Annotated in this window: 18 protein-coding genes and 7 pseudogenes; 7 read left to right on the forward strand and 18 right to left on the reverse strand. The window is 33.8% G+C overall.

The features are described 5' to 3' along the window. Positions 1-127: 127 nt before the first annotated feature. The 3 genes and pseudogenes from DET63_RS17275 to DET63_RS17285 form a co-directional block, all read right to left on the reverse strand. Positions 128-349 (reverse strand): annotated as a pseudogene (locus DET63_RS17275) (DDE-type integrase/transposase/recombinase); the annotation flags it as partial. A gap of 3 nt (positions 350-352) precedes the next feature. Beyond that, positions 353-617, reverse strand: a pseudogene (locus DET63_RS17280) (tautomerase family protein); the annotation flags it as partial. A gap of 44 nt (positions 618-661) precedes the next feature. After that, positions 662-1,210 carry a DUF4865 family protein gene (locus tag DET63_RS17285; RefSeq protein WP_113937298.1) on the reverse strand — a complete coding sequence of 183 codons (549 nt, stop codon included), beginning with the start codon at positions 1,208-1,210 and terminating at the stop codon, positions 662-664. Between the two features lie 237 nt (positions 1,211-1,447). Between DET63_RS17285 and DET63_RS17290 the strand changes: the two genes are divergently transcribed. Next, positions 1,448-2,272, forward strand: a complete 825-nt coding sequence (locus DET63_RS17290) for an MBL fold metallo-hydrolase (RefSeq protein WP_113937299.1) — start codon at positions 1,448-1,450, stop codon at positions 2,270-2,272. Between the two features lie 328 nt (positions 2,273-2,600). Here the strand turns inward: DET63_RS17290 and DET63_RS17295 are convergent, their stop codons facing one another. From DET63_RS17295 to DET63_RS17320, 6 genes and pseudogenes are all read right to left on the reverse strand, one after another. Next, positions 2,601-3,140, reverse strand: coding sequence for a helicase (locus DET63_RS17295; RefSeq protein ID WP_098800994.1), 540 nt, complete (start codon positions 3,138-3,140; stop codon positions 2,601-2,603). A gap of 385 nt (positions 3,141-3,525) precedes the next feature. Further along, complete coding sequence (locus tag DET63_RS17300) at positions 3,526-4,098, reverse strand: tyrosine-type recombinase/integrase (protein WP_113937300.1); 573 nt, start codon at positions 4,096-4,098, stop codon at positions 3,526-3,528. Between the two features lie 638 nt (positions 4,099-4,736). Further along, a complete protein-coding gene (locus DET63_RS30670) occupies positions 4,737-4,946 on the reverse strand; it encodes a hypothetical protein (RefSeq protein WP_113937301.1) in 210 nt (69 codons plus the stop codon). A gap of 180 nt (positions 4,947-5,126) precedes the next feature. Further along, positions 5,127-5,787, reverse strand: a pseudogene (locus DET63_RS17310) (IS6 family transposase). A 406-nt stretch (positions 5,788-6,193) separates the two neighbouring features. Next, the gene (locus DET63_RS17315) at positions 6,194-7,561 is read right to left on the reverse strand and encodes a family 8 glycosyl hydrolase (RefSeq protein WP_113937302.1); all 1,368 of its coding nucleotides are present in this window, start codon (positions 7,559-7,561) and stop codon (positions 6,194-6,196) included. Positions 7,562-7,951: 390 nt separating this feature from the next. Further along, complete coding sequence (locus DET63_RS17320) at positions 7,952-8,716, reverse strand: ADP-ribosyltransferase (RefSeq protein ID WP_002204075.1); 765 nt, start codon at positions 8,714-8,716, stop codon at positions 7,952-7,954. Positions 8,717-9,441: 725 nt separating this feature from the next. On the opposite strand from DET63_RS17320, the pseudogene DET63_RS17325 reads away from it, so the two are divergent. Together DET63_RS17325 and DET63_RS17330 are read left to right on the forward strand one after the other, a co-directional pair. Continuing rightward, positions 9,442-10,147, forward strand: a pseudogene (locus DET63_RS17325) (IS6 family transposase). Positions 10,148-10,210: 63 nt separating this feature from the next. Beyond that, the gene (locus DET63_RS17330) at positions 10,211-10,348 is read left to right on the forward strand and encodes a DUF3956 family protein (protein ID WP_082179736.1); all 138 of its coding nucleotides are present in this window, start codon (positions 10,211-10,213) and stop codon (positions 10,346-10,348) included. A 130-nt stretch (positions 10,349-10,478) separates the two neighbouring features. Here DET63_RS17330 and DET63_RS17335 read toward each other — a convergent pair whose 3' ends face one another. Next, positions 10,479-10,673, reverse strand: coding sequence for a hypothetical protein (locus DET63_RS17335; protein ID WP_002204078.1), 195 nt, complete (start codon positions 10,671-10,673; stop codon positions 10,479-10,481). Positions 10,674-11,087: 414 nt separating this feature from the next. On the opposite strand from DET63_RS17335, the pseudogene DET63_RS17340 reads away from it, so the two are divergent. Beyond that, a pseudogene (locus DET63_RS17340) lies at positions 11,088-11,246 on the forward strand (IS4 family transposase); the annotation flags it as partial. Between the two features lie 345 nt (positions 11,247-11,591). Here DET63_RS17340 and DET63_RS17345 read toward each other — a convergent pair. The 3 genes from DET63_RS17345 to DET63_RS17355 form a co-directional block, all read right to left on the reverse strand. Further along, on the reverse strand, positions 11,592-12,044 hold the full coding sequence (locus DET63_RS17345; RefSeq protein WP_113937303.1) for a CBO0543 family protein: 453 nt from the start codon (positions 12,042-12,044) through the stop codon (positions 11,592-11,594). 458 nt (positions 12,045-12,502) lie between these two features. Continuing rightward, the gene (locus DET63_RS17350; protein WP_113937304.1) at positions 12,503-12,745 is read right to left on the reverse strand and encodes a hypothetical protein; all 243 of its coding nucleotides are present in this window, start codon (positions 12,743-12,745) and stop codon (positions 12,503-12,505) included. Positions 12,746-12,790: 45 nt separating this feature from the next. Beyond that, entirely contained in the window at positions 12,791-13,984 is a 1,194-nt protein-coding gene (locus tag DET63_RS17355; protein WP_016093805.1) for an oxalate decarboxylase family bicupin, read from the reverse strand. A 289-nt stretch (positions 13,985-14,273) separates the two neighbouring features. Here DET63_RS17355 and DET63_RS17360 point away from each other — a divergent pair, with 289 nt between their 5' ends. Next, entirely contained in the window at positions 14,274-14,471 is a 198-nt protein-coding gene (locus tag DET63_RS17360) for a hypothetical protein (protein ID WP_113937305.1), read from the forward strand. A gap of 172 nt (positions 14,472-14,643) precedes the next feature. On the opposite strand, the pseudogene DET63_RS17370 reads toward DET63_RS17360, so the two are convergent. After that, positions 14,644-16,068: pseudogene (locus tag DET63_RS17370) on the reverse strand (IS4 family transposase). 342 nt (positions 16,069-16,410) lie between these two features. On the opposite strand from DET63_RS17370, the gene map reads away from it, so the two are divergent. Then, the gene (map, locus tag DET63_RS17375) at positions 16,411-17,151 is read left to right on the forward strand and encodes a type I methionyl aminopeptidase (RefSeq protein ID WP_016093807.1); all 741 of its coding nucleotides are present in this window, start codon (positions 16,411-16,413) and stop codon (positions 17,149-17,151) included. Between the two features lie 408 nt (positions 17,152-17,559). Here the strand turns inward: map and DET63_RS17380 are convergent, their stop codons facing one another. From DET63_RS17380 to DET63_RS17390, 3 genes and pseudogenes are all read right to left on the reverse strand, one after another. Next, the gene (locus DET63_RS17380; protein ID WP_113937306.1) at positions 17,560-18,468 is read right to left on the reverse strand and encodes a PhzF family isomerase; all 909 of its coding nucleotides are present in this window, start codon (positions 18,466-18,468) and stop codon (positions 17,560-17,562) included. A 247-nt stretch (positions 18,469-18,715) separates the two neighbouring features. Beyond that, positions 18,716-19,235, reverse strand: a pseudogene (locus DET63_RS17385) (transposase); the annotation flags it as partial. 23 nt (positions 19,236-19,258) lie between these two features. Beyond that, the gene (locus tag DET63_RS17390; protein WP_002167259.1) at positions 19,259-19,684 is read right to left on the reverse strand and encodes a DUF4879 domain-containing protein; all 426 of its coding nucleotides are present in this window, start codon (positions 19,682-19,684) and stop codon (positions 19,259-19,261) included. A gap of 426 nt (positions 19,685-20,110) precedes the next feature. On the opposite strand from DET63_RS17390, the gene DET63_RS17395 reads away from it, so the two are divergent. Next, a complete protein-coding gene (locus DET63_RS17395) occupies positions 20,111-20,227 on the forward strand; it encodes a YjcZ family sporulation protein (protein ID WP_002069235.1) in 117 nt (38 codons plus the stop codon). A 677-nt stretch (positions 20,228-20,904) separates the two neighbouring features. Here the strand turns inward: DET63_RS17395 and DET63_RS17400 are convergent. Further along, positions 20,905-21,543, reverse strand: a complete 639-nt coding sequence (locus DET63_RS17400) for a nuclease-related domain-containing protein (protein ID WP_002204088.1) — start codon at positions 21,541-21,543, stop codon at positions 20,905-20,907. Positions 21,544-21,545: the final 2 nt, after the last annotated feature.

Genomic DNA, 21,545 nt, shown 5'->3' on the forward strand with positions numbered 1-21,545 from the left:
CAGCTTATTTACATAATTATCGAAAACGGAAGTTAATGTATCTATTAGTATTGGGAATCAATGAGTGTATAGGTTTTGCTGCAAAGTTTGAAAAAGCATAAACAGGTTGGTAAATGAGGAACAATGTTTAGGAAGTAGCTAGTAATTGTTGAAGTTCATTGTACGTTGAAAAGGCGGAGTCTCTTTGAAGACTTCGCCTTTGTTTATATAGGGCATGAATGGTCTCGATACCTTTTATAGTACGTGAAGCATGACGAAGATTTTGGAATCCAGAAGATTTGACAAAGCGCCGTTTTACATGTCGATGATCCTGTTCAATCAGGTTATTGAGATGCTTTATGGTACAATGTTTCAAACTCTTTTTTTGATTTATTGTTCTTCCTGGCCCACATGTAATAGAAACATACATTATTTTTTCTGTTCTCTTTTTTTCTCCTTCTAACAGGTAATACGGATCGTAAAAAAATTGGTTAGATGGATAGGGAAAAACATTTGAAAGTAATCATTTTCAGGAACTTCGAAATGTTCAATTAAAGAAAGGTGAATACTATTGCTTACCTTTTTAATTCTTCTTTATTCGATAGACCTTCAGGGTAATAAACGTTAACAAAAGGCATATACTCTCATTCCCTTTCTTGTTGTGTGGTTTTGAGATTAATTGTTATTTTGAAATATGCAAAACTTCATATACTGTAAGGGTGTCTGATGAGTTAACTTTTGGTTTTTCTTGATAAAAACTGAATTGACTATATCCCCATTTATCTGGATTATAAACTAATAAATTCCCCAAACTTTTTTCTGCATTTTCCACATAGTGATTAATAGTATTAAATGGCGTATTGGTTAATGATTTGCTTTCAGTAATATTCCCTGCATATTCAACAACATATTTACTTTTAATAAAATCTTTTTCTAAGTCAATAGACAAAGGAACACCGATATTAATTTGTTGCCATCCGAAGGATTCTAAAATATTGTCATAAAAACCATCAAAGATAAATTTGTTCATTCCTTGATAGTTATTCCAAATATATAACGGTGCATAGGAATTATATGAACTTTCATTCTTCTCTGCCTCAGTGATTAAATACGCTTTAAAGTTAAGCCCTGGAAAACTGTCCGTCTTGTGTCCATTGTCTTGCACCCTTTTTTTAATAATCCCCATATCATAATCTTTTGGCAAAATGACCTTATATTGCATTCCAATCATGTTCATCACTCACTTTCAATATTATATAAATTATGATAAATCGATATTAAATAAATGTAAAATAGGTATAAATTATACACGGTATCATTTATAATGATACCCAATAAGGGGTGTTATGTTAATTAAAAGGTAAGTATATATAATTGTTTTTGAAGATTCTCAATATATAAATAGATTAATTTTAGTTTGAAGTTTATAATTAATTTGTGAGAAATTTTATAACAAAGGGGCATACATATGTTAAATTACATCTGCAATACATGCGGCGTTCAATATTCTAAAAGTCAAGAAGTTCCTTCTGATTGTATAATTTGTAATGAAGAAAGGCAGTATATTAATCCATCTGGACAATCATGGACTACTCTTGAAAAAATGCAAAAAAGTAAATTATATAAAAATGAAATTTTAAAAGAAGAAACTGGTTTATATAGCATTAATACAAAACCTGAATTTGCAATTGGGCAGACAGCTTATTTAATACAAAGTCAAAATTTTAATGTTTTGTGGGATTGTATTACTTATTTAGATGAAAATACAATACAAGAGATACATAAATTGGGAGGTATACAAGCAATTGTACTTTCCCATCCTCACTATTATTCTACACAAGTAGAATGGGCAGAAACATTTAATGTTCCAATTTATATTCATGAAGATGATAAAGAGTGGGTAAATCGTTCAAGTAGACAAATTATTTTCTGGTCTGGAGAATCTTTGGTATTAACTGATGAGATTACAATTTATCGTTTGGGAGGGCATTTTAAAGGTGGAGCTATTTTACATTGGAAAGATGGCAGTGATAAAAAAGGGCTTCTTCTGACAGGCGATATCATTCAAGTTGTTGCAGATCGTCAGTGGGTAAGTTTTATGTATAGTTATCCAAATTTGATTCCGTTACCAGCTAATAAAGTAAAAGAAATGGTAGATAAGATTAAAGACTTACCTTTTAATCGTTTGTATAATGCATTTCATAGAGTAATAATCGAGGATGCAAATGAAGCTGTTCAAAGATCTGCTGATCGCTATGTAAAAGCTTTACAAGGAACACTTTTTCATACTTAAATCTTAAAAATAAAGAATGACTGTTAAAACAGTCATTCTTTATTTTTAGATTTATATAGGGGTACAGCCGCATGCCCATCAACTTAAGAATTTTATAATGCCCCATTGCTATCAAGCTAATATTTTATAGTACCCCCAGAACGAAATTTTGTATTAACTTGTAACAAAAAAGCTTATTTTTTTGTTTTGAGGTATTTGCTTTTCTTAGCTTGATAGTGATGTGGTGATCCCTAAAAACAAGGACAATAAAAAAGACCGTCTAACGACGGTCTCATGAAGTAAAGCCCCCCTTTAGTTGAACAAAAGCAGGTAAGTTTCTCATGATTTCTCACTTCTTAAAATTTTTTTGTTTGACAAAGATAAAGTGGTCTTCAGGCTTCCAAACGTGCAGATGGTCAGCGATGTATCCGCGTAGCCACAACACGCCATTAATTCGTCTAAGATAAAAGCCTTTCGGAAAATCATCGTCTTTAGTTAATATTTCCGATGCTATTGTGATGGAGCCAGATGGAGCTTGATGTTGTTGTGAGGCATTCCCCAAATAACCTTCAGGCTGTTCCAGATACTCCAATCTTAGTTGAGGTCCCAGCTCAAGCGGACACAATTCCAAACCAAGTTCGCTCGCTCTTTTAAAGAGCTGAGCCGTAGTAGCTCCATCAGGAAAGCCAAGGTCTATAACGGTTAGTTCAACGGTCTCCAGGCTGTACTTTGTATTAGAAGTCGTAAATTTATCATCAGCTAGCAGTCTTTCTCCATACTCATTCATCAAAATGGAGTATTGTTGCAATTTCTGAATAAGCTGTGATTTCGTAAGTCCGCCAACCTCTACTGTTCTAGTAATAATTGGACAATCAGGGTATATTCGCATTTGTAGTCACTCCTAAAAAATTGGGTATAAGAATTTAAAATTAATACATTCTACAATTTTCCATAAATCCCTTTGTTGGAGTAAAGACCCATCGCTATTAAGCTAACAAAACTAAACTTTCTTAAAATGAAAAAATACGCTATTCTTTCTGTAGAATCATAGGTAAGGATGGCGTTTTTTATTGATTACAAATGGTCAATTGGTGTTCCCATCCGAAAGAGGTATGAAATAGAGTCTTAAATTACAGTCCAGTTTATAAAAATCACCCTATAAAGGGGACTATGGAAAATGCTAATCCGTCCTATATGAGGTACCATCAACATTTTAACGTTTGTTGATAGTACCTCATATATTTTCAACAAAACAAAAAAGCATTTCATTTAAATTAGATGCGGAATGTGTCAAGTACATTATCTTTTTCTTCCTTATTAATCCCGATGTATCTTAGTGTAATTTGTGGTGTACTATGATTCAATATTTCTTGTAACATAGCAATATCCTTTGTTTGCTTGTAAAACCAATATCCAAATGTTTTACGCATGGTATGGGTACCTAAAGATTCGACTCCGGCAAAACCCCCGGCTTTTTGTAACTGTCGATAGGCTTGAATTTTACTAATGGGTTTATCACCTTTTCGAGAAGGAAATAACCAGATACTTTTTAGATCTTCAGCGTATGGAAGTACTTCCTCAAAAATGGATGTAATATTTATGATACGCTCCTTTTTTGTCTTTCCTTCTTTCACTTTAAATTCTTTCCGTTTTTTTCGCTTCAGTTTTAAAATTTCATTCGTTTCCATTTTGAGTAAATCACTTACACGTAACCCCGTATTAATACCAATTAAAAATAATATATAATCACGATCTGAACAATGACGTTTGAGCGACCATTTCATATCATTAAGCTGTTCTATGCTCCGAATTGGTTGTACATCAATTAAATGTTGCTTTTTATCCATCTGCTTTTCAATCCCTTTATTTTCAATGATTTGAATGTATACTTTTTTGTCTATTTTTATTACATCAGTGAAATTAGATAAAAGTCAATGTTTAAGGAAAAATGAATGTAAACTTTTGGATAAAAGTTTACATTAGAACTTACAATTGAAATTCAACATACAATGCTATGAACATTTACAATATAACTTTGGTCGGTTAATAAGAAAAACCACAGCAATTGTTGTGGTTTTTCTTATTGATGAAACTGAAAGCAAACTTCTATGTAAAAGTTTACTTTCAGTTTATTTTATTATTACTGGCTAAGTAGTTTGGAGTTTCTTATCCTATGTTCAAAAGGTTTAGACTTTCATGTCCCGTTATTGAGACATGAAAGTACCTACAAAATTTATGATAATGGCTATTTATCAACGATTGTTCATGAGATTTTAGTTTAGACTTTTATGTCTTTCTACAGCTGTTGTTGTACAAAGACATGAAACTCTAAACTTTCATTTTTGGAACTTGATTGGGACAAGAAAATCCAAACTAAAATTTTATAGATTTACAGAACTAAATCCATGTAATCTTGTGTGAACGTATAGATTTAAATACTACGTTACTTTTATTTATAAAAGAAAAGACACCCTAAGATGCCTTTCTACTCTGTAACAAATTTAAATACATAGTACATAAAAAATAGACAAGATAGATATGCTAGTCTGCCAGCAAGCGATTCTCTCATAAATTTCATAAGTATGACTTTGACAAGCAATGCTAAGAATAATGGTATAAACAGTACCATAGCAAGTTTGATCGCTATGTCATTTATTGTTGGATTAAATGGTTCAAAATTAATTATAATATTCACTTACCTTTCTGTTATCCATTTATTTATATAATACAAATTATATAATTTTGTCTACTAAAAAGGCACCATAAGGTTCCTTCCTCCAACTTGAACCATCTTAATTTTAACCGGTTCTGTTTCAAATATAGGACACATTTCAAGGAACAATCAGGATTCCTACCGGAATTGCTCTTTACGCTGTTAATCCAAATAATTGATGAATTCTTTTTGATTGTGAACATACTGATTCCGTAAATCAATCTGTCCTTTTTTATCATATGCATGGCTTCAACACCACTCAATATAGAGGCTGCTGTTTTAAATGACTTGAACCCTAACATAGAGCGCACACGTTTCTTAATAAAACGATAATCTTGTTCCACTATATTATCGAGATATCTAACTTGCCTTAGTTATATGCCTTCAGGCATATATTTCTCTTTTTTCAACTCTTGAATCGCTACAGGATAAGCAGGGTTTTTTATCTACTGTTATCACGTGAGGTTTAGAAATGTACGAAAAAGCGCTTGGCTGCCTGTTTATTCATTGATTTACTTAGATAAAAATCAATGGTATTCCCTTCTGAATCAACGGCACGATATAAATACGTCCATTGCCCTTTTACTTTAATATAGGTTTCATCGACTCCCCATGAGTCATTTGTTGATGTAAGGTGATATCATACTTTCTCTTCTAATTGAACCTAGCGCATAATCGTTGTGTGAACAATGGATAATCCTCTTTCCTCCAGCATTTCCACCAAATCACGAAAGCTTAAGTTGTACCGTAGGTACCAACGTACAGTTAACAAGATGATGTCCGGTTGATAATGTTTCCACTTAAATATATTCTCCTTTTCCATACTGATCACGTACCTTTTATAGTGTAGTACTATCAGTATGTCCAAGTTTGATAGACCATTTTCGTATACTTCAAAGTTTTTGCACCAGAACCCATAAAAACGTTTCAATACTTTTCTGTTATTTCTAAGAATCTCTTGTTCAACAATCAAAAATGTTTCCCCTGAATTTCTAGGATTAATATCTTCAATTAAAAAAATTTGTTTGTGTCCATTTGAATAAATATAGCTTATTCATACTGATCACGCCCTTTTTAGCGTGCCAGTATCAGAATGTCCAAGTTTGATAGATTGTTTGCACCAGAATCAGAAATGCTAAGTTGTTAGTGATGAGTACTCCCCCTCATATAAACAAGAAAATGTGTGAACAAAAAACGTAGGAGTATGTATTCCTACGTTTTTTTATAAGCTATTCCTTAAATTCAGACTGAACTTCTGAATTTATTGGGCCTTGTATATTTTTTTCATCAGGAATTGGCTTCCACCAATTCCCAGTTAAAAATAACATGGTCAATAGATTATAACTATCACTGAAATAGCTTTCTTTCTTATTCTTCATCCAATCCCAACCGCTATTCACCCAAGCTTGATTATTACTGTTGGTTGTACCAGCGGCAATAAATGGTGAAACGAATACAGCTGTTGGATAATCACCAATATTTGTTCCATCTAGGCTATAACCGTCTACAATTTTAGATGGATTACCCTTTGTTTTATTTTTTATCCACGTAGTAACCTTCTCAGAAATCACCTTACTTCTCTTTTCTCCATACATTGCATAGTCCATAACAACTCGGAGTGGTACACGACTCGCATTATAGTAATATGCATCGGTATGTTTTGATTCATCTAAAAAGTTTTTAGGTGCAGGTTGTGGTGGATTTTTTACAACAAAATCAGAAATCAATCCTGTAGTTGGCGAGTATTTATTTGTAAACTGCGTATAAGTATTGTAGAGATTGTCAACGACATGAAGCCAAGTTTTATCCCCTGTAAATTCGTAGAACGCTCTTAAATGAGACATCATCCAATCGGAAGGTCTAGTATCAAATGTACTTTTCGAACCCCAATCACCTAAATTCAAACTATTATTTTTGGTCACATTACTAGCCTTAATACCTTTTGTAATCATATTTTGAGCTTCTTTCAAATAGTTGATTGTGCCATTTGATCCCCATTGCTTATGAGCAAGAAGAAGTGAGTAAGCAATGTCTAAATCTCCATCTGTCGCAGAATCAAAATGCCCTTGCGCTTTTTTGCTATCGGCTACAACCCAACCCATTAAATTTGGGTTTTCGGAACTTTTAAAAGCTCTCGCTGTCTTAAATAAGCCATTATAAATAGTTTGGGCGTTTGAATCATAACCTGCCATTAAGACCGTGATTATCATACCATAACCTTGGCCTTCTGAAGTTCCTAACGGTTTAAAACCATCCGCATTCCCTGTAATCTCTCCTTTGACATAGTAGCCACCTGGTAGTGAAGAAAGATCATTCTTTAGATACTTCTTTTTCCAATTGTTATAATAATTTATAACTGAGGTATTCAAACTTTCTTGCGAAACATGATTTGGTTTAATAACACCAGAGTAGTTTACTTGCTGTGGAAAGGGTTTCATCTCTTTAGCAACAGCTGATACTTGGGAAAAATTTGATATAGTTGAAGTATTTCTTAATGAAGTACTGTCTAAAACCTCTGCAGAAGTACAATTAGTATAACTTGCTAATCCTATCCCAAATGCACATATAACGGTGAATATCTGTTTTTTTCGGCTCATTTTTTCTGCTCCTTAAAAAAATATTTTTAAATACAGACACGATCCTATGAACACTACTCTACTAATGTTTCCATTCCATTTTACTTATGATGTAAGTTATGGTTCCTGTAATAGAAATTCAAGTTATCATGGATAATAACCACGTAAGTTTATATACCCTCATGTGTTCCCGCTATCACAACAGCCACTAATAGACCAAATGTACTTTCAATATAACAACTCTATCAAATTTCATAACATGTTAACGTAAGATATGTAGTGCTGCTGTACATCCGTCAACTTATATATTCATACTATTCTATCAATTAAAGTCGCGTTACTGTCTATTTATATAAGTTTCAAAACTTATATTAGAAGAAAGCTTTGAATAATACGAAGGTGATTTTGTTATTACCTTTTTACTAATGCCTCAATCTTTATATGCTTTTCATCATTACTTAATTCCATTTTACTTATAATATAAGTTGTATTTCTAGGTAGTAAAAACTCATATTGTCCTGGATAAGAACTATGTTTTTCTATATATCCTCCGTGTGTTCCAGCTAATGTTTTAAATTCTATTTGGAAAACTTTTGTGCTAACTATTGGAGTATTAGATAGCAAAGAAGTACTTATATATCCATATTCCGTTTTAGATTTCCCTTTATATTTTTCTTTCAATTTATTAAATTCTTCTTTATCGATTTTGCCATTTTTTATTAATTTATTAGGGTCATCCATAAATGCAATAGGGTCATCTCCTCTGAATAAAATTACGTCCTCAGGTATCTCCCCCCTATTTAATACGCTGTCTAAAGCTAGAATATTATTTTTGTCGTTTGGATTTTTAATCTTTGTTATGTCTCCTTTGTTATCTCTAAGTGGTGTATTAAATTTCCCAGCATATTTTGTATAGCTATTTAAAACAGTCTGTTCATTTTTGTTTGGTTTCCATTTATTGTATTGTTTTTCTCCCCATTTTTTTGCTTGTTCTGGCGTTTCACACACTTTATACTGTCCTTGTTTCTTACATTCAGCTGATTCTTTTGCCGCTACTTGATACATATCTTTTTCTTCTGAAAGTGAATCAGCATATGCACTGTGACCACTTACACCGAATAACATTGATGCTGTTACAACAGCAGTTGATAATAAACCTAGTGAACGTTTCAACATTACCACTCCTTAAAATTTATTTACATAACAAACGTACTCTTTTTTTTTTAGTTTCGTAATACTTTTAAATATTTTTCAAAAGAAGTCTGACCTGATATATTTTTTATATTTTTATAACATAGGATATTTTATAAAAATAATTTTCGAAGATTACAGTAACTGATACTCACGAAACTCAACATAAATGAGAAAGAATACATAAGAGAATTAAAGTCATTATTCTTTAATTATCTTGATATTTATACAGATTAATTAAATATTAATATGAAGTGAGGGTAACTATACATATTTTCTAGGAATTAATTGAGAAATAGTTTTATGTATATGAAAGACTATAATGTAATAGTAATATCCTTTTATGATTCCCAGATAAAAGAAATACATAGATAAAAAATAATAGATTCCAAAAAACATGTTCAACATTCGTCTGATTTTATATTTCCCACTATTTTTATAGGAGAATCTTGACAAGAGGTTTGGCCAAGAAATGTAACGATTAATTTGATTGTATTCTCGAATCTTTAGCCAAAGTTTATAATCCGTACCTATCGCTGCCTTTTATACCATCCTCAATAAATTTTTAAATTTCAGATGTTCTTTTCATACTCTCTAAAGACAGGATTGTCTATTAATCTTTTAATGTGCTTACAATTTGGGTTCTGGTGCAAAAAATCTCTTAAACTTGGACATACTGATACTAGTACTCTAAAAAGGATGTGATCAGTATGGAAAAGCAAAACCTATTCAAGTGGAAACATTATCAGCCTGAACTGATCTTATTAACAGTAATATGGTACCTGCGGTACAATTTAAGCTTTCGTAACCTGGTGGAAATGATGGAAGAACGAGGGTTATCAATCGCTCACACAATAATTATGCGCTTGGTTCATCAATATGGACCTCAATTAGAAGAGAAAGTACGCTATCATCTTAAATCAACAAATGACTCATGGAGGGTCGATGAAACCTATATCAAAGTAAAGGGTCAATGGATGTATTTATATCGTGCTGTAGATTCCGAAGAGAACACCATTGATTTTTATCTAAGTAAATCAAGAGATAAACAAGCAGCCAAGCGCTTTTTCAAGAAAGCCTTGGCTTTTTCGTACGTGTCTAAACTCGTGTGATAACAGTAGATAAGAACCCTGCCTACCCTGTAGCGATTCAAGAGTTAAAAGAAGAGAAACATATGCCTGAAGGCATACAACTAAGGCAAGTTAGATTTCTCAATAATATAGTGGAACAAGATTATCGTTTTATTAAGAAACGCGTGCGTTCTATGTTGGGATTCAAGTCATTTAAAACAGCAACTTCTATATTGAGAGGTGTTGAAGCCATGCATATGATGAAAAAAGGACAAACCTCTCAGGGGGGAAGTCTGTCCAAAATCAAGTGAACCTCATTCATCAACTATTCGGTATTTCAGCATGAAAGCGGATTCCGTTAGGAATCTCTTCACTTCTTTATATCTTCAAAAAATGTTTGCACCAGAACCTGACAAGCTGTATTCTATTCGTAAATGACCAACCTTTTTTAGTTGTCTCAGTAGCTGGAATCGAAGTTGCTAGACTTGAGATTTCTCTTGAAGTAGCATTGACTTTAATAGCATTAGGAATTCCAATTTGTTCTTAATTAACCGATTCCAAAAGAGGGCTTCGGCTCTCTTTTTTTATTTATCCTTATCTTCCCTTAACAAATAAGACCAGAAAATTCTTGAACAAAAAAAAGAGCGCTTTTCTTCAAAGCACTCTTCCAAAGGAATTTACCAATCCCGACGGTCATCAAAATCGCGGTCACGATCATTGTTACGTCTGCGACGACATTCATCACAATCGCAGTCACGGTCACGTCTACAACGACGGTCATCAAAATCTCTATGTCTGCGTCTACCGAACATTAAATCATCCCAAAATCTATCACAATCTCTGAAGTTCTCGAAACGACAATCATCTCTCATGAATATAAGTCCCCCCCTTATTTTAATAGGATTCATCATATTCTATGTTTAAAAGTAGAAAACAGCTTGTTTACTAGTCTATCTTCTTTACCTATTTTCATTAACAACAAATAAGACGCTAAACCGATCACGGCAGCGCCTACGAGAATTGCTATTGGGAGTTACCATACATGCCCATCAAGTTAACATAACCCCACTTATCCGTATTCTATGTATCTAGAAACCTAGAAAAGTATTATGAGCACAGAAAAAAGGGTTCTGGTGCAAATATATGAAGAACATGGATGATAGTAGATTCCTAACGGAATCGTATTTTATGCTATAAGTCCAAACACTCGGTGGATGAACTCTCTCTGATGTTGGACAGACTAATACACGTCCTATTTTCAACGTATACGTATTTTAGATGCTACTATTTTTCTTCATTCTTCCACTATGTTCAAAATGAGATAACTGTTACAACAGAAAAAACAAAAAGAATTAAGTGAATATAAAGCGATTTATATGATTCAAGATCATCTATACCTAGTTTATGAAGCTATACAAAAAAATACCCAAAAAGTATCAAGCATGTAGGCAACAAGAACGAAAACGGAAAAAACTATCTTATTTATATTGCATTGTATTTTTTGTTAATTTTTAATATTAAAACTACAAATAGAAGTTGCATCTATTTTGAGAATTTTATTACAAAATTAGTTGTAAAAGTTTAAAAACCCAAATGTAAACGTTTAACCATTAGTTTACATTCGTTTTCTTGATTTTATAGCAAATTACTCATTTTCTCCAAAATCGCTAACAAGAGTATACATTCAAAAAACTGCAAATAAACAAGGTAAGGGTGCATACTACTAGTTCACATAAATCTCGTTATCGACAATCAAAAACATTCGAATTCTATTATGTTGCCTTCAGGATTTAGCTCATGACTTGTAACTTTCTTAAATAGAGGTAATACCAGTACACCCACATATAAGGGATGATATAGGAGAAAAATGTCCAAATAATATTCCAGCCGTTACCATATACGACTTTCCCACTTGAAACTAATGTCATTTCAAGAAGAGTAGTAAATAGGGATATGAAAAAGACCATCAAGTAAGGTCTTTGGGTTTTCTTTATAAAGAATATCAAGTAACTTGCCAAAATCGGATAAAGTCCTATATTAAAGGGTAAAGCAGACAAGGTTTTTTGATCAAGGAAAGGAGCAATCCTCCAAAAACCAAAATAAAGGCCGAATTCATTTACGACAAAAGCAACGACACAAAAAAATGAGCCGATCAGAGGTATAATTCTTCTCTCTTTTTTGTAAAGGTGAAGAATTCCAACAGTCCAAGGTAACACAAATGCAATTAGAATATTAAATAGCATCTTGACTCTACCTTCCTTTCCTTATAACCATCTTCACCTTACTCCTTATAATTTAAACTAAAAAGGTTTTCCAAACCAACGCAACATGATAATTACAATCAACTGAATTATGATTAAATTATAAGACTGATTAACTCTTATTTTGTTCTCAAAAATATATCCCATATACACATCTAGATTACATAACTGCACTTATCGGTATTCAATGTATCTAGAAAAAAACCCTTCAGTTTACTTGGCTAAAGGGGTTTCGTATTTACATAATTTCCGTTCTCGGAAGTTAAAAGATTTTGGTTTCTTGCTCAATTAAAGCACCCGTTAGTTTAAGTTCAAATTTTCACAAAAAGTTTAATAAAGAAAGGTCCTTCAAGATAATTCTTATAGGACTCCTTAAGAACAAACTTTTTAAAATGATTTTCCGCAATTTTCAACTAATTTTAAAAAGCATCTAAGGAATTTCAATAAACGACCCCTGATTGACAATATTTCGATGGTTGGAGGAAATAATTCTCCCCCACGACAACCTCATAGAAAATTAATTGGTTAGATAGAACTCTAAATGTTTTTTTATATAAGTTGGTAACAGCTTCATCACTTAGGTAAGTTTCTATCAATTCTTTTTCGCCATTAATTGCTTCCCCTCTTGCTTTTATAACTGCTTGTGTAATCTCAGCTGAGTGGTCGTAGATTGTCTTGTACATAGTAATCAGCTCCATAACTATATGGATAAACAAATCTACTCTTATTTACCTGTTTTTTGGGTAGTAGGAAAACCCGGGATATTTCACAACTGGCCATTTCTCCTTGCGTAGAGAATCGAGCAATTCTGATCCAACATTTAAGTTGCTTTGAACTAATTCTTTAGGAGTCAGTGCCATCCATTGGTTCAGCGACACATCTTCAAAGCGGTCGCTTTTGAACATTTCTAAAAACCATAATGTTTCTGTACCGGTGTTTTGAATATAGTGTCCAGTTGCAAAGGGTACATATCCGACATCACCGGCTCTATAATCAAATGTACGTGCTGCACCGTTTCCAGTAAATACAGTCATTCGCCCTTGTCCGGTAAGGTAATACTGCCACTCGTCGTTATTGGGATGCCAATGAAGTTCTCTCATTGCACCTGGTTCAATCTCAACGAGTGCGGCTGCGATTGTTTTTGAGATGGGAAAGTTTGTAGAGTCTACAATTCGAACGCTACCACCAGGGGTCTTGATAGGTGTTTGTTTTAACAATTCGTGCTTGAAGGTTAAAGGAATTTCTCCTTCAGGTGACTGGACTTCCTGACTCTCAAGCGAACCCGGTACCTCTCCTTGATAAATATAGATTTGCTCTGAAGGAATAGAGCTAAAAGCACTTTCTGGCACTCCGAAATTAGCCGATAGAACTTCTTTTGGCGTATGTGCAAACCAGTCGGAAATAGATAAAGTAGATAGATCAGAAAAATGTCCATCATCGAAGACAAGCAGAAATTCGCAATGCTCCAATCCTTGAATCGAATGCGGGATACCAGGTGGAAAGTACCAAAGATCACCTGGCCCAACGTCAGCAATGAAATTTCTCCCTTCTTGGTCAACGGCTGTTATGCGTGCCTTTCCTAAAAGCATATATGCCCATTCTGCTTGTTTATGCCAATGGAGTTCACGTACTCCTCCGGCCGTTAAACTCATATTTACCCCAGCAATCGTAGTCGAAACCGGAAGTTCTCTAACAGTAATCTCCCGTGACCATCCCCCGTGATTTAATGTCATAGAAGTGTCTGAGAATGAGAATTTCAAGTTAGGAACTAATCCTGCATCTGTAATAGGTGGGACGAGCATATTCGGATTTTGAATATCTCGCATAATATTACGCGGGCCTGAGTCAATCCCTCCAGCTCCATCACTTCGGATAGGTTGAGGCACGTTCCCACCCACTTGATTAACAGTTCGTTTATCCATCATAACACCCCTCGTTAATGAGATTATTAAGGGAAAATTCTTTTTCATAGTATATGACTTGGGCTTCAAATGGTTACTGTGCCTATTGATAAAAAATACAGGGCATCCCTTAATAAAGAAATGCTCCCTTAGTTTAAAATTAATATTAGAAACCACTTCTAAATATTTTTATGAATACACTTTCAATAACATAAGATCTTTGTTATGTACAAAGACATAACATGTAAAGAGTTCATATCATGTAAAAAGTTCATAACTGATAGCTACGAAAGGAGAGAAATAAGTTATTATGGGAATTTCATATTCTAACGATGCACGGCAATTCGCACTTACATTACACTCTGGACAAGAGACACAGCAGGCAATTCACCATGTGATGATACATGATCCCTTTTTTTCACATGTCATACATCATCATGTTATACACCATGTTATACATCCAACTGGTTTTTCAACAATTCCGTTTGGTTCATCATATTATTTCTAAAGAAGGCTATTTGCTTTCCTTTTTTCTTTATGGGGTACCGCCACATCGCTATCAAGCTAAGCTCATACAACGTCAATTATAGTAGAGAGTGTTTCTTTTTTCTAAAGGTTATGTGTAAGGAATTTAAAGATTTGCATACGAAATAAACCCTAACGGGTTTCATTTTTTTGAATTAAGCCGCTTGATTATCAGACATGGTACAATTGTAAACGACACCTAATATATCAAAGACTGTTTTCTTCTCATATCGATGAGATTTTCTCCCGTTTTGCTGTAGGAGGTTGAACAGGCGAATTAGAATCTTTGATAGCTCTTGGGTGTCTTTCTGTATAGCTTGGAAAAGAAGAAGAAAGTAATCTTTAATCATATATATGGCCTTATATTCACTCAGTTCTCGTTTCTTTTTCATAAGAAGTAATTGCCGCATTTGAAACATGGTAGAAGAACAGAGTAGAATGGCATTCGGTTTTCCATACAAATGGCATTCCAATCGTTCTCATTTTATCTTTTTACAATGATGAATATGAAAGAATGATTTCCACGTTTTAAATAAAATCTCGATTTGCCAACGTAAAGAATACCAATCATGCACCTGCCCCATCGGGACAATATCTGTAGGGGTATTTGTCATATATACATTGATACCGCTAAGTCGTTTACTACGAGCAGAATACTTCATTCCTTTCTTTTTTTCTCTTACAGTTTGATCTTGTAATCGTTTTTGTTCTTTTGTTAGTCGATGAATAATCACACGAGTTGGGACTTTATCCGTCATTCCTACATAAGCGTTGGATATTTCATATGTTTGTCCTGGCTGAAGAGAGTTCATTAAAACCTCCATATCTATCTGGATATACTCTGTAGCTTTCTTGATTCTGCCATCTTGAAAATAATCAAGATTAGGATTTTTTTGATACATACGTGTATTCGATTTGATACGTGAGATATAATAAGCCTTTTTATCTTGTATATGTTGAAGATCTTTCAAATGGAAATAACCTAAATCTCGGATACATAAATCATTCGCTGTTACAGTTGGGGCACACAGGGAACCGTAGGTTCGATCATGTTGTTTACCTGGACCTGTATGAATATGAAGGAACTGTCCACTTAATAAATCATACTCAAGCTGAATCTTTACTCCCGCTGTATGGCTGCATCCTCCTGCACCTGGATAAACAAACGAAAAAAGATCCGGAAGTTGAAATGCAGTTGAATCTAAAATATGAATACGCTTGAAAACAGAAGTATATGGAGAAGAAATCGGTATAGATGAGGACAATTTTTGGTTTAGTAGTTCGGATAGTGTGTGTTGTAAAAATTGGACGGCTGCTTTATTAAATCGTTGATTCAGTCCCTCGGGACTGATGAGCACTTCTGTCGATGCTTCTAAACAGCTAGATAACTGAGTTAAAGACGTCGTAGCGACATTTTGATTCATCCATACACATAAAGCGACTAAATCTTTTGCTTGGTACTTACTGGTTCGTTGAACAAAACCAACATCTCTAGCAAAATCTCGTAAGATATTTGGGGATAAGAAGCCTTGAATTTCTTGAGCAAATAGTTGTAATTCATCAGATACAGAAATAGACATACAAAAACGCCATCCTTTCCTATGATTCTACAGAAAGCATAGCGTATTTTTCATTTTAGGGGGTATTTTGTTTTGTTAGCTTGATAGTGATGGGGTAGCGTCAGGAAAATGCGGATTTACAACGCTAAGCCCATTTTCAAGACGATTCCCCTGTTTTTAACAACGTTAAATTTGTTAAATTACAAATGTATCCAGAGCCTCATTATATAGAAAGCTATCGGAAAAGAACAAATAGTGTTTTCTTCCCTCATTAAAGGGCCAGATTGTTGAAGAAAACCCCGTTCCTGCTAGAAACTAAATGGTATACTAATCATAAAATACTTTAAAAAGGGAGGATATACAATGGTTGCAAAGACTGAAGAGGATTTTAATGGATTAAAAGTAATTGGTGAAATTTGTGGCGCGATTCGAGATGAATTAGTCCATAGTACGAAACCTGGAATTACCACAAAAGAACTCGATGAAATTGCGAGAGAGATGTTTGAAAAAGCAGGAGCTCAATCTGCCCCAAAAAGTGAATACGATTTTCCTGGATATACGTGTATTAGCATAAATGAAGAAGTAGCGCACGGGATTCCAGGGAGACGGACCATTCAAGAAGGGGACATTGTAAATATTGATGTTTCAGGTTCAAAAAACGGATATTTCGCAGATACCGGAATTTCCTTTGTAGTAGGGGAAGGAGAGACAATTTTACAGAAAATATGTGACGTTGCTAAAGAAGCATTCGATGCTGGACTTAAGAAGGCAAAGCCAGGTTCAAAAAAAAGCGCGCTCGGAAAAGCTGCACACAATGTAGCAAAACAGCATGGCTTAACAGTCATAAAAAATCTTACTGGACACGGTGTTGGGCGCTCGATTCATGAAGAACCAAAACACATTTTCAATTACTTCTCTCACTGTGATGACGAAATTTTAAAGGATGGTATGGTAATTGCCTTTGAGCCTATGATCTCTACATTTGAAGAGGAAGTTTTCCAATCCGAAGATGGATGGACCTGCCTAACCGATGAAAGCTTTGTGGCTCAATACGAACATACGATTATCCTTACCAAGGAAGGACCGATTATTACTACATTGTAAGAGCACTAATACCACAATAGGGCGCTTTAATGGAGCAATGAAAAGCCTAATTTTTCATTTTTATGCTGAGAAATTAGGCTTTTTAATATTGAAATTTCCTTAACGTTGTAAATCCGCATTTTCCTGACGGTACCCCATCGCTATCAAGCTAAGATTTTGAAGTACCCCCTAAATGAAAATTTTCTTTCTCTACAGTTAGTTATTTTGAGAGGTCAGCTCATTTTTTTGTTTTGGGGGTGTTTACTTTTCTTATTTATTCTATTTAACAAAAGCACCTTTTTGTTTGAATGTATTATTTCACAAATTCCCCGTCATAGAAATAACTTTATTATGATTTACAGTTTACAATGATTGAAATTCATATTAATAAAGACCTCCATTTACGATTCGAACTTTGCATATGAATTGCTAATCAAGTAATAAATCGGACTTAAATACGATTACAGCATTTCCTGCAATTCTTACTTCCTCTGGCTCCTGATTACAAATTTTCACTTGAACATCAATGATACCCTCCCGTTTTATAGCTTCGCCCTGCACTGCTTTAAAACTAAATAAAGTATTATCATGTTTGACAAGTCTATGATGTATCAAGTATGCGCCTAAAGGACCGTTCGCATTACCTGTAACAGGGTCTTCGTTAATACCAATTGCAGGAGCAAACATTCTTCCATGAATTAAAATATCAGAGTCGGGAGCATTCATCGTAAACACATAGAAACCATTGCAATTAATTAATCCACTGACTTTTGTGAGTAAATCCATATTAGGGTTTAATTGGTTAAGAAGTTCCGAATTTTTCATTCCAATCATCACCTTAGAATGCCCGGTTGAAACGATTTGTACTGGACAATCTTCTAATAAATCATTTTCACTAATATTGAAAGCTGTAAATATATTCTCTAAAGCTACACCTTCAATCACAGTTTCAAAACTTATACTACCCTGCGTCATAATAATTTTGTAATCATTATCTTCATTAATCACATCGACTGGTAAAATGCCGGCACCAGTTTTATGATAAACTTTAACTGTATTTAAACTATTTTCAACTGCACGAGCATAGTGGGCAGCAATCGTCGCATGTCCACAGATAGGGACCTCATGAGTAGGCGTAAAAAAACGAATATGTACATCAGATTCGCTATTGTCTGATTTAAAGATAAATGCCGTTTCCGAATTGTTAAGCTCTCTAGCAATCCTCTGCATCTCACCCGAGGATAAACCATCTGCATTTGTTATTACACCAGCCGGATTACCTGATAATTTTTTCTTCGTAAATGAATCAATTTGATATAATCGGTACTTTCTTTCCATGTCATTTTCCACCTTTAATATATTTAATTTTTGGCCCTTTAAACTATCTTTAATTCTTATTATATTAAAGTTCCCCCGTTACTTCTATAAGGAGCTTGATAGCGATGGGGTAGTACCACATCGCTATCAAGCTAAGCTTATGCAAAGTCAATTTTAGGCGAGATTGTTTCTTTTTTCTAAAGGGCAAGTGTAGGTGATTGAAAGATTTGCATACGAAATAAACCCTAACGGGTTTCACTTTTTTGAATTAAGCGGCTTGATTATCAGACATGGTACAATTGTAAACAACACCTAATATATCAGACCGTTTTTTTCTCATATCGATGAGATTTCCGTCCGTTTTGCTGTAGAAGATTAAACAGACGAAGTAACACCTTTGATAGCTCTTGGGTGTTTTTCTGTATAGTTTGGAATAGAAGAAGAAAATAGTCTTTAATCATATATATGGCTTTATACTCACTAAGCTCTCGTTTTTTCTTCATGAGGAGCAATTGGCGCATTTGAAACATGATAGAAGAACAGAGTAGAATGGCAATCAATTGACCATATAAATGGCACTCTAATCGTTCTGGTTTTATCTTTTTACAATGATGAATTTGAAAGAATGACTTCCACGTTTTAAATAAAATTTCGATTTGCCAACGCAAAGAATACCAGTCATGTACCTGTCCCATCGGGACAATATCTATAGGGGTGCTTGTCATATATACATTAATACCGCTGAGTCGTTTACTACGAGGAGAATACTTCATTCCTTTCTTTTTTTCATGCTACGAATATATAAAACTGATTATTTAATATATAACGAAGTGCGCCACGTATCTCTTGGATAATTTATTGAAGTCTTTTGATATTCAAAAGTCCCTTCTTGATGATTTGATGCGTCCCATTTATATTCCCAACCTACAATAGGATTACCACCAATTATTTGTGAACCAATACTTTTTACATCAAATCCATTCATTTTGGCAAAAGGAAACTGGCCATATCCTATTTCTTTTGTGTAAACATATAAGTAACTTCCCCCATGATCTTTAGTTGTACTAAAACTATTAGGAGTAATGTATTCAACTCCACCCAATTGTGATTCCACTTTTACTACACTTAAAGAAGTTAGAGGTGCTGCTGGTCCTGCTGATGCCTCCGATGCCATTCCTAACCCAACTACCGCTGCCACCGCTAATGATGATATCCCTAATGTAACTTTTTTAAACATATAAACATCCCCTTGTTTTATAATAAGTACAAGTTTGATATTAGCAGCAATTTATAAGAATATTCCTTATTTTGAAAACGTTAACAAATTCTACTTTTTTCGATATGAAATTTAGCATATCGATTGACATACAGGATTATCCATCCACTATTTTCGATATAAAAACTATTAACCCCAAATATAGATTTGAATCATATTTCTCAATGAACAGAATAACTTAACGTGGTAAAATATTATTTGGATGGGAGTCCAATACATATTATTAAAATTAAAGTGGTTCAAGTCGGAGGAAGGCGCCTTAGGGTGTCTTTTCTTTATTTTCAAAAGGACCTGCTCAATTAATCCGTAAAAACATAAGGTAAAGTGAACCCGTTAAAATACATGAATGACCTTAATTTTCCCCTCCTACTCAAAGGAGAGATTAAAATGGGATTTGGTGGTAGTTGCGGTAGTTGTGGCGGCGGCGGCTTTGCTGGAGGCTTTGCTTTATTAGTTGTATTATTTATTTTATTAATCATCGTTGGAGCTTCTTGCTTCTGCTAAAAAAACTATCGGAAAAGACACTCTTATATGAGTGTCTTTTCTTTATGCGTTAAAAAGCCCACCTATTTCCGTAGGTGGGCCTTATCTTTATTACACAATACCAAAGTATACTCTCTTTTTCTCATAAACTTTATGTAATTATACATATTCGTAATAATTACACTAAATAAATATTACATGTAATAAAATATAAATTGTGGACACGTTCTATAAAGCAGATTCTCCGATTAGAAGGCGTAACACATCTCAACCATATAGATGTGGCGTTGCTTTAATCTAGCCAAACAAATAATCTCGATTCTCTTGTATTTGTACACTAACAATCTAGTAAAAAATAAATGATTCTGTTTTATAGGACGTGTTTACTTAATATCCAGTAAATTGGTTCAAGTCGGAGGAGGGCACCTTATGGAGGTCACCATATATAAAGGTACCATTCTAAGACATTATCAAAACAAAAATAAAAATGATTTATAATAACCATGCGCGAATACTAAAGTCCATTTCAATTGAAATGGACTTTAAAACATTATATAAGAAAACCTCTAATCATTTTTCTTCATTATTAAATCTTCTGAGTTTCCTTTTAGTTTGTAATACTTCATGTTAAGGCGAATAGCTATTACAGATATTACGACAAACCCTATTATATATAACATGTCTCTTTCCTCATTTTCTTATTGTTTAGCGAACTTATTATGTAAATATTTCAAATGTTTCTTTTCAATATCCTTATCAGTAATATTTGCTCGCAATATAGTTTGATAGATACACTGGACCTCTTCTTTTGTTAATTGAACGTCAGTATAAGATTCAATGCATTTCTTCAGATTGTTATAATATAAGACGTGTTTAGCTTTAGAATGAACGTCTACCCTTTTCAGGCTACATTTTGGATGGAATGTTGCAATGGATATGTACGGCAGCTGCTGCTCCATAATCCATTCAACCGCTTTAATATGTTTATAGTTTTGTCTAAACGGATTTTGGAAGGAGTGTTTTTTTCTAAAAATACCTTGTGTCCATCTTGCCGCTTTCTCGCTCCCATAGATCCAACCTTCATAATTTTTTGTTTCAATAATGAATACACCTGTTTCCGCTATTACAATATGGTCAATTTGCGTTGTATCACCATACTCAGTATTAACTGTCACATCATGTAACACATAATAACTTTCGGGTTCTAATTTGCTTAAGATGCGTTTCACCATTTTTTCTCCGGCTTTTCCTTTCCATTTTGGTACATGTCTTTTTACAATGATATTCAACGGAATCAGAATCGCAATGAGAACTAATTCAAATATTAATACTTTCATAA

The organism is Bacillus sp. DB-2 (assembly GCF_003315125.1).
Lineage (GTDB): Bacteria > Bacillota > Bacilli > Bacillales > Bacillaceae_G > Bacillus_A > Bacillus_A mycoides.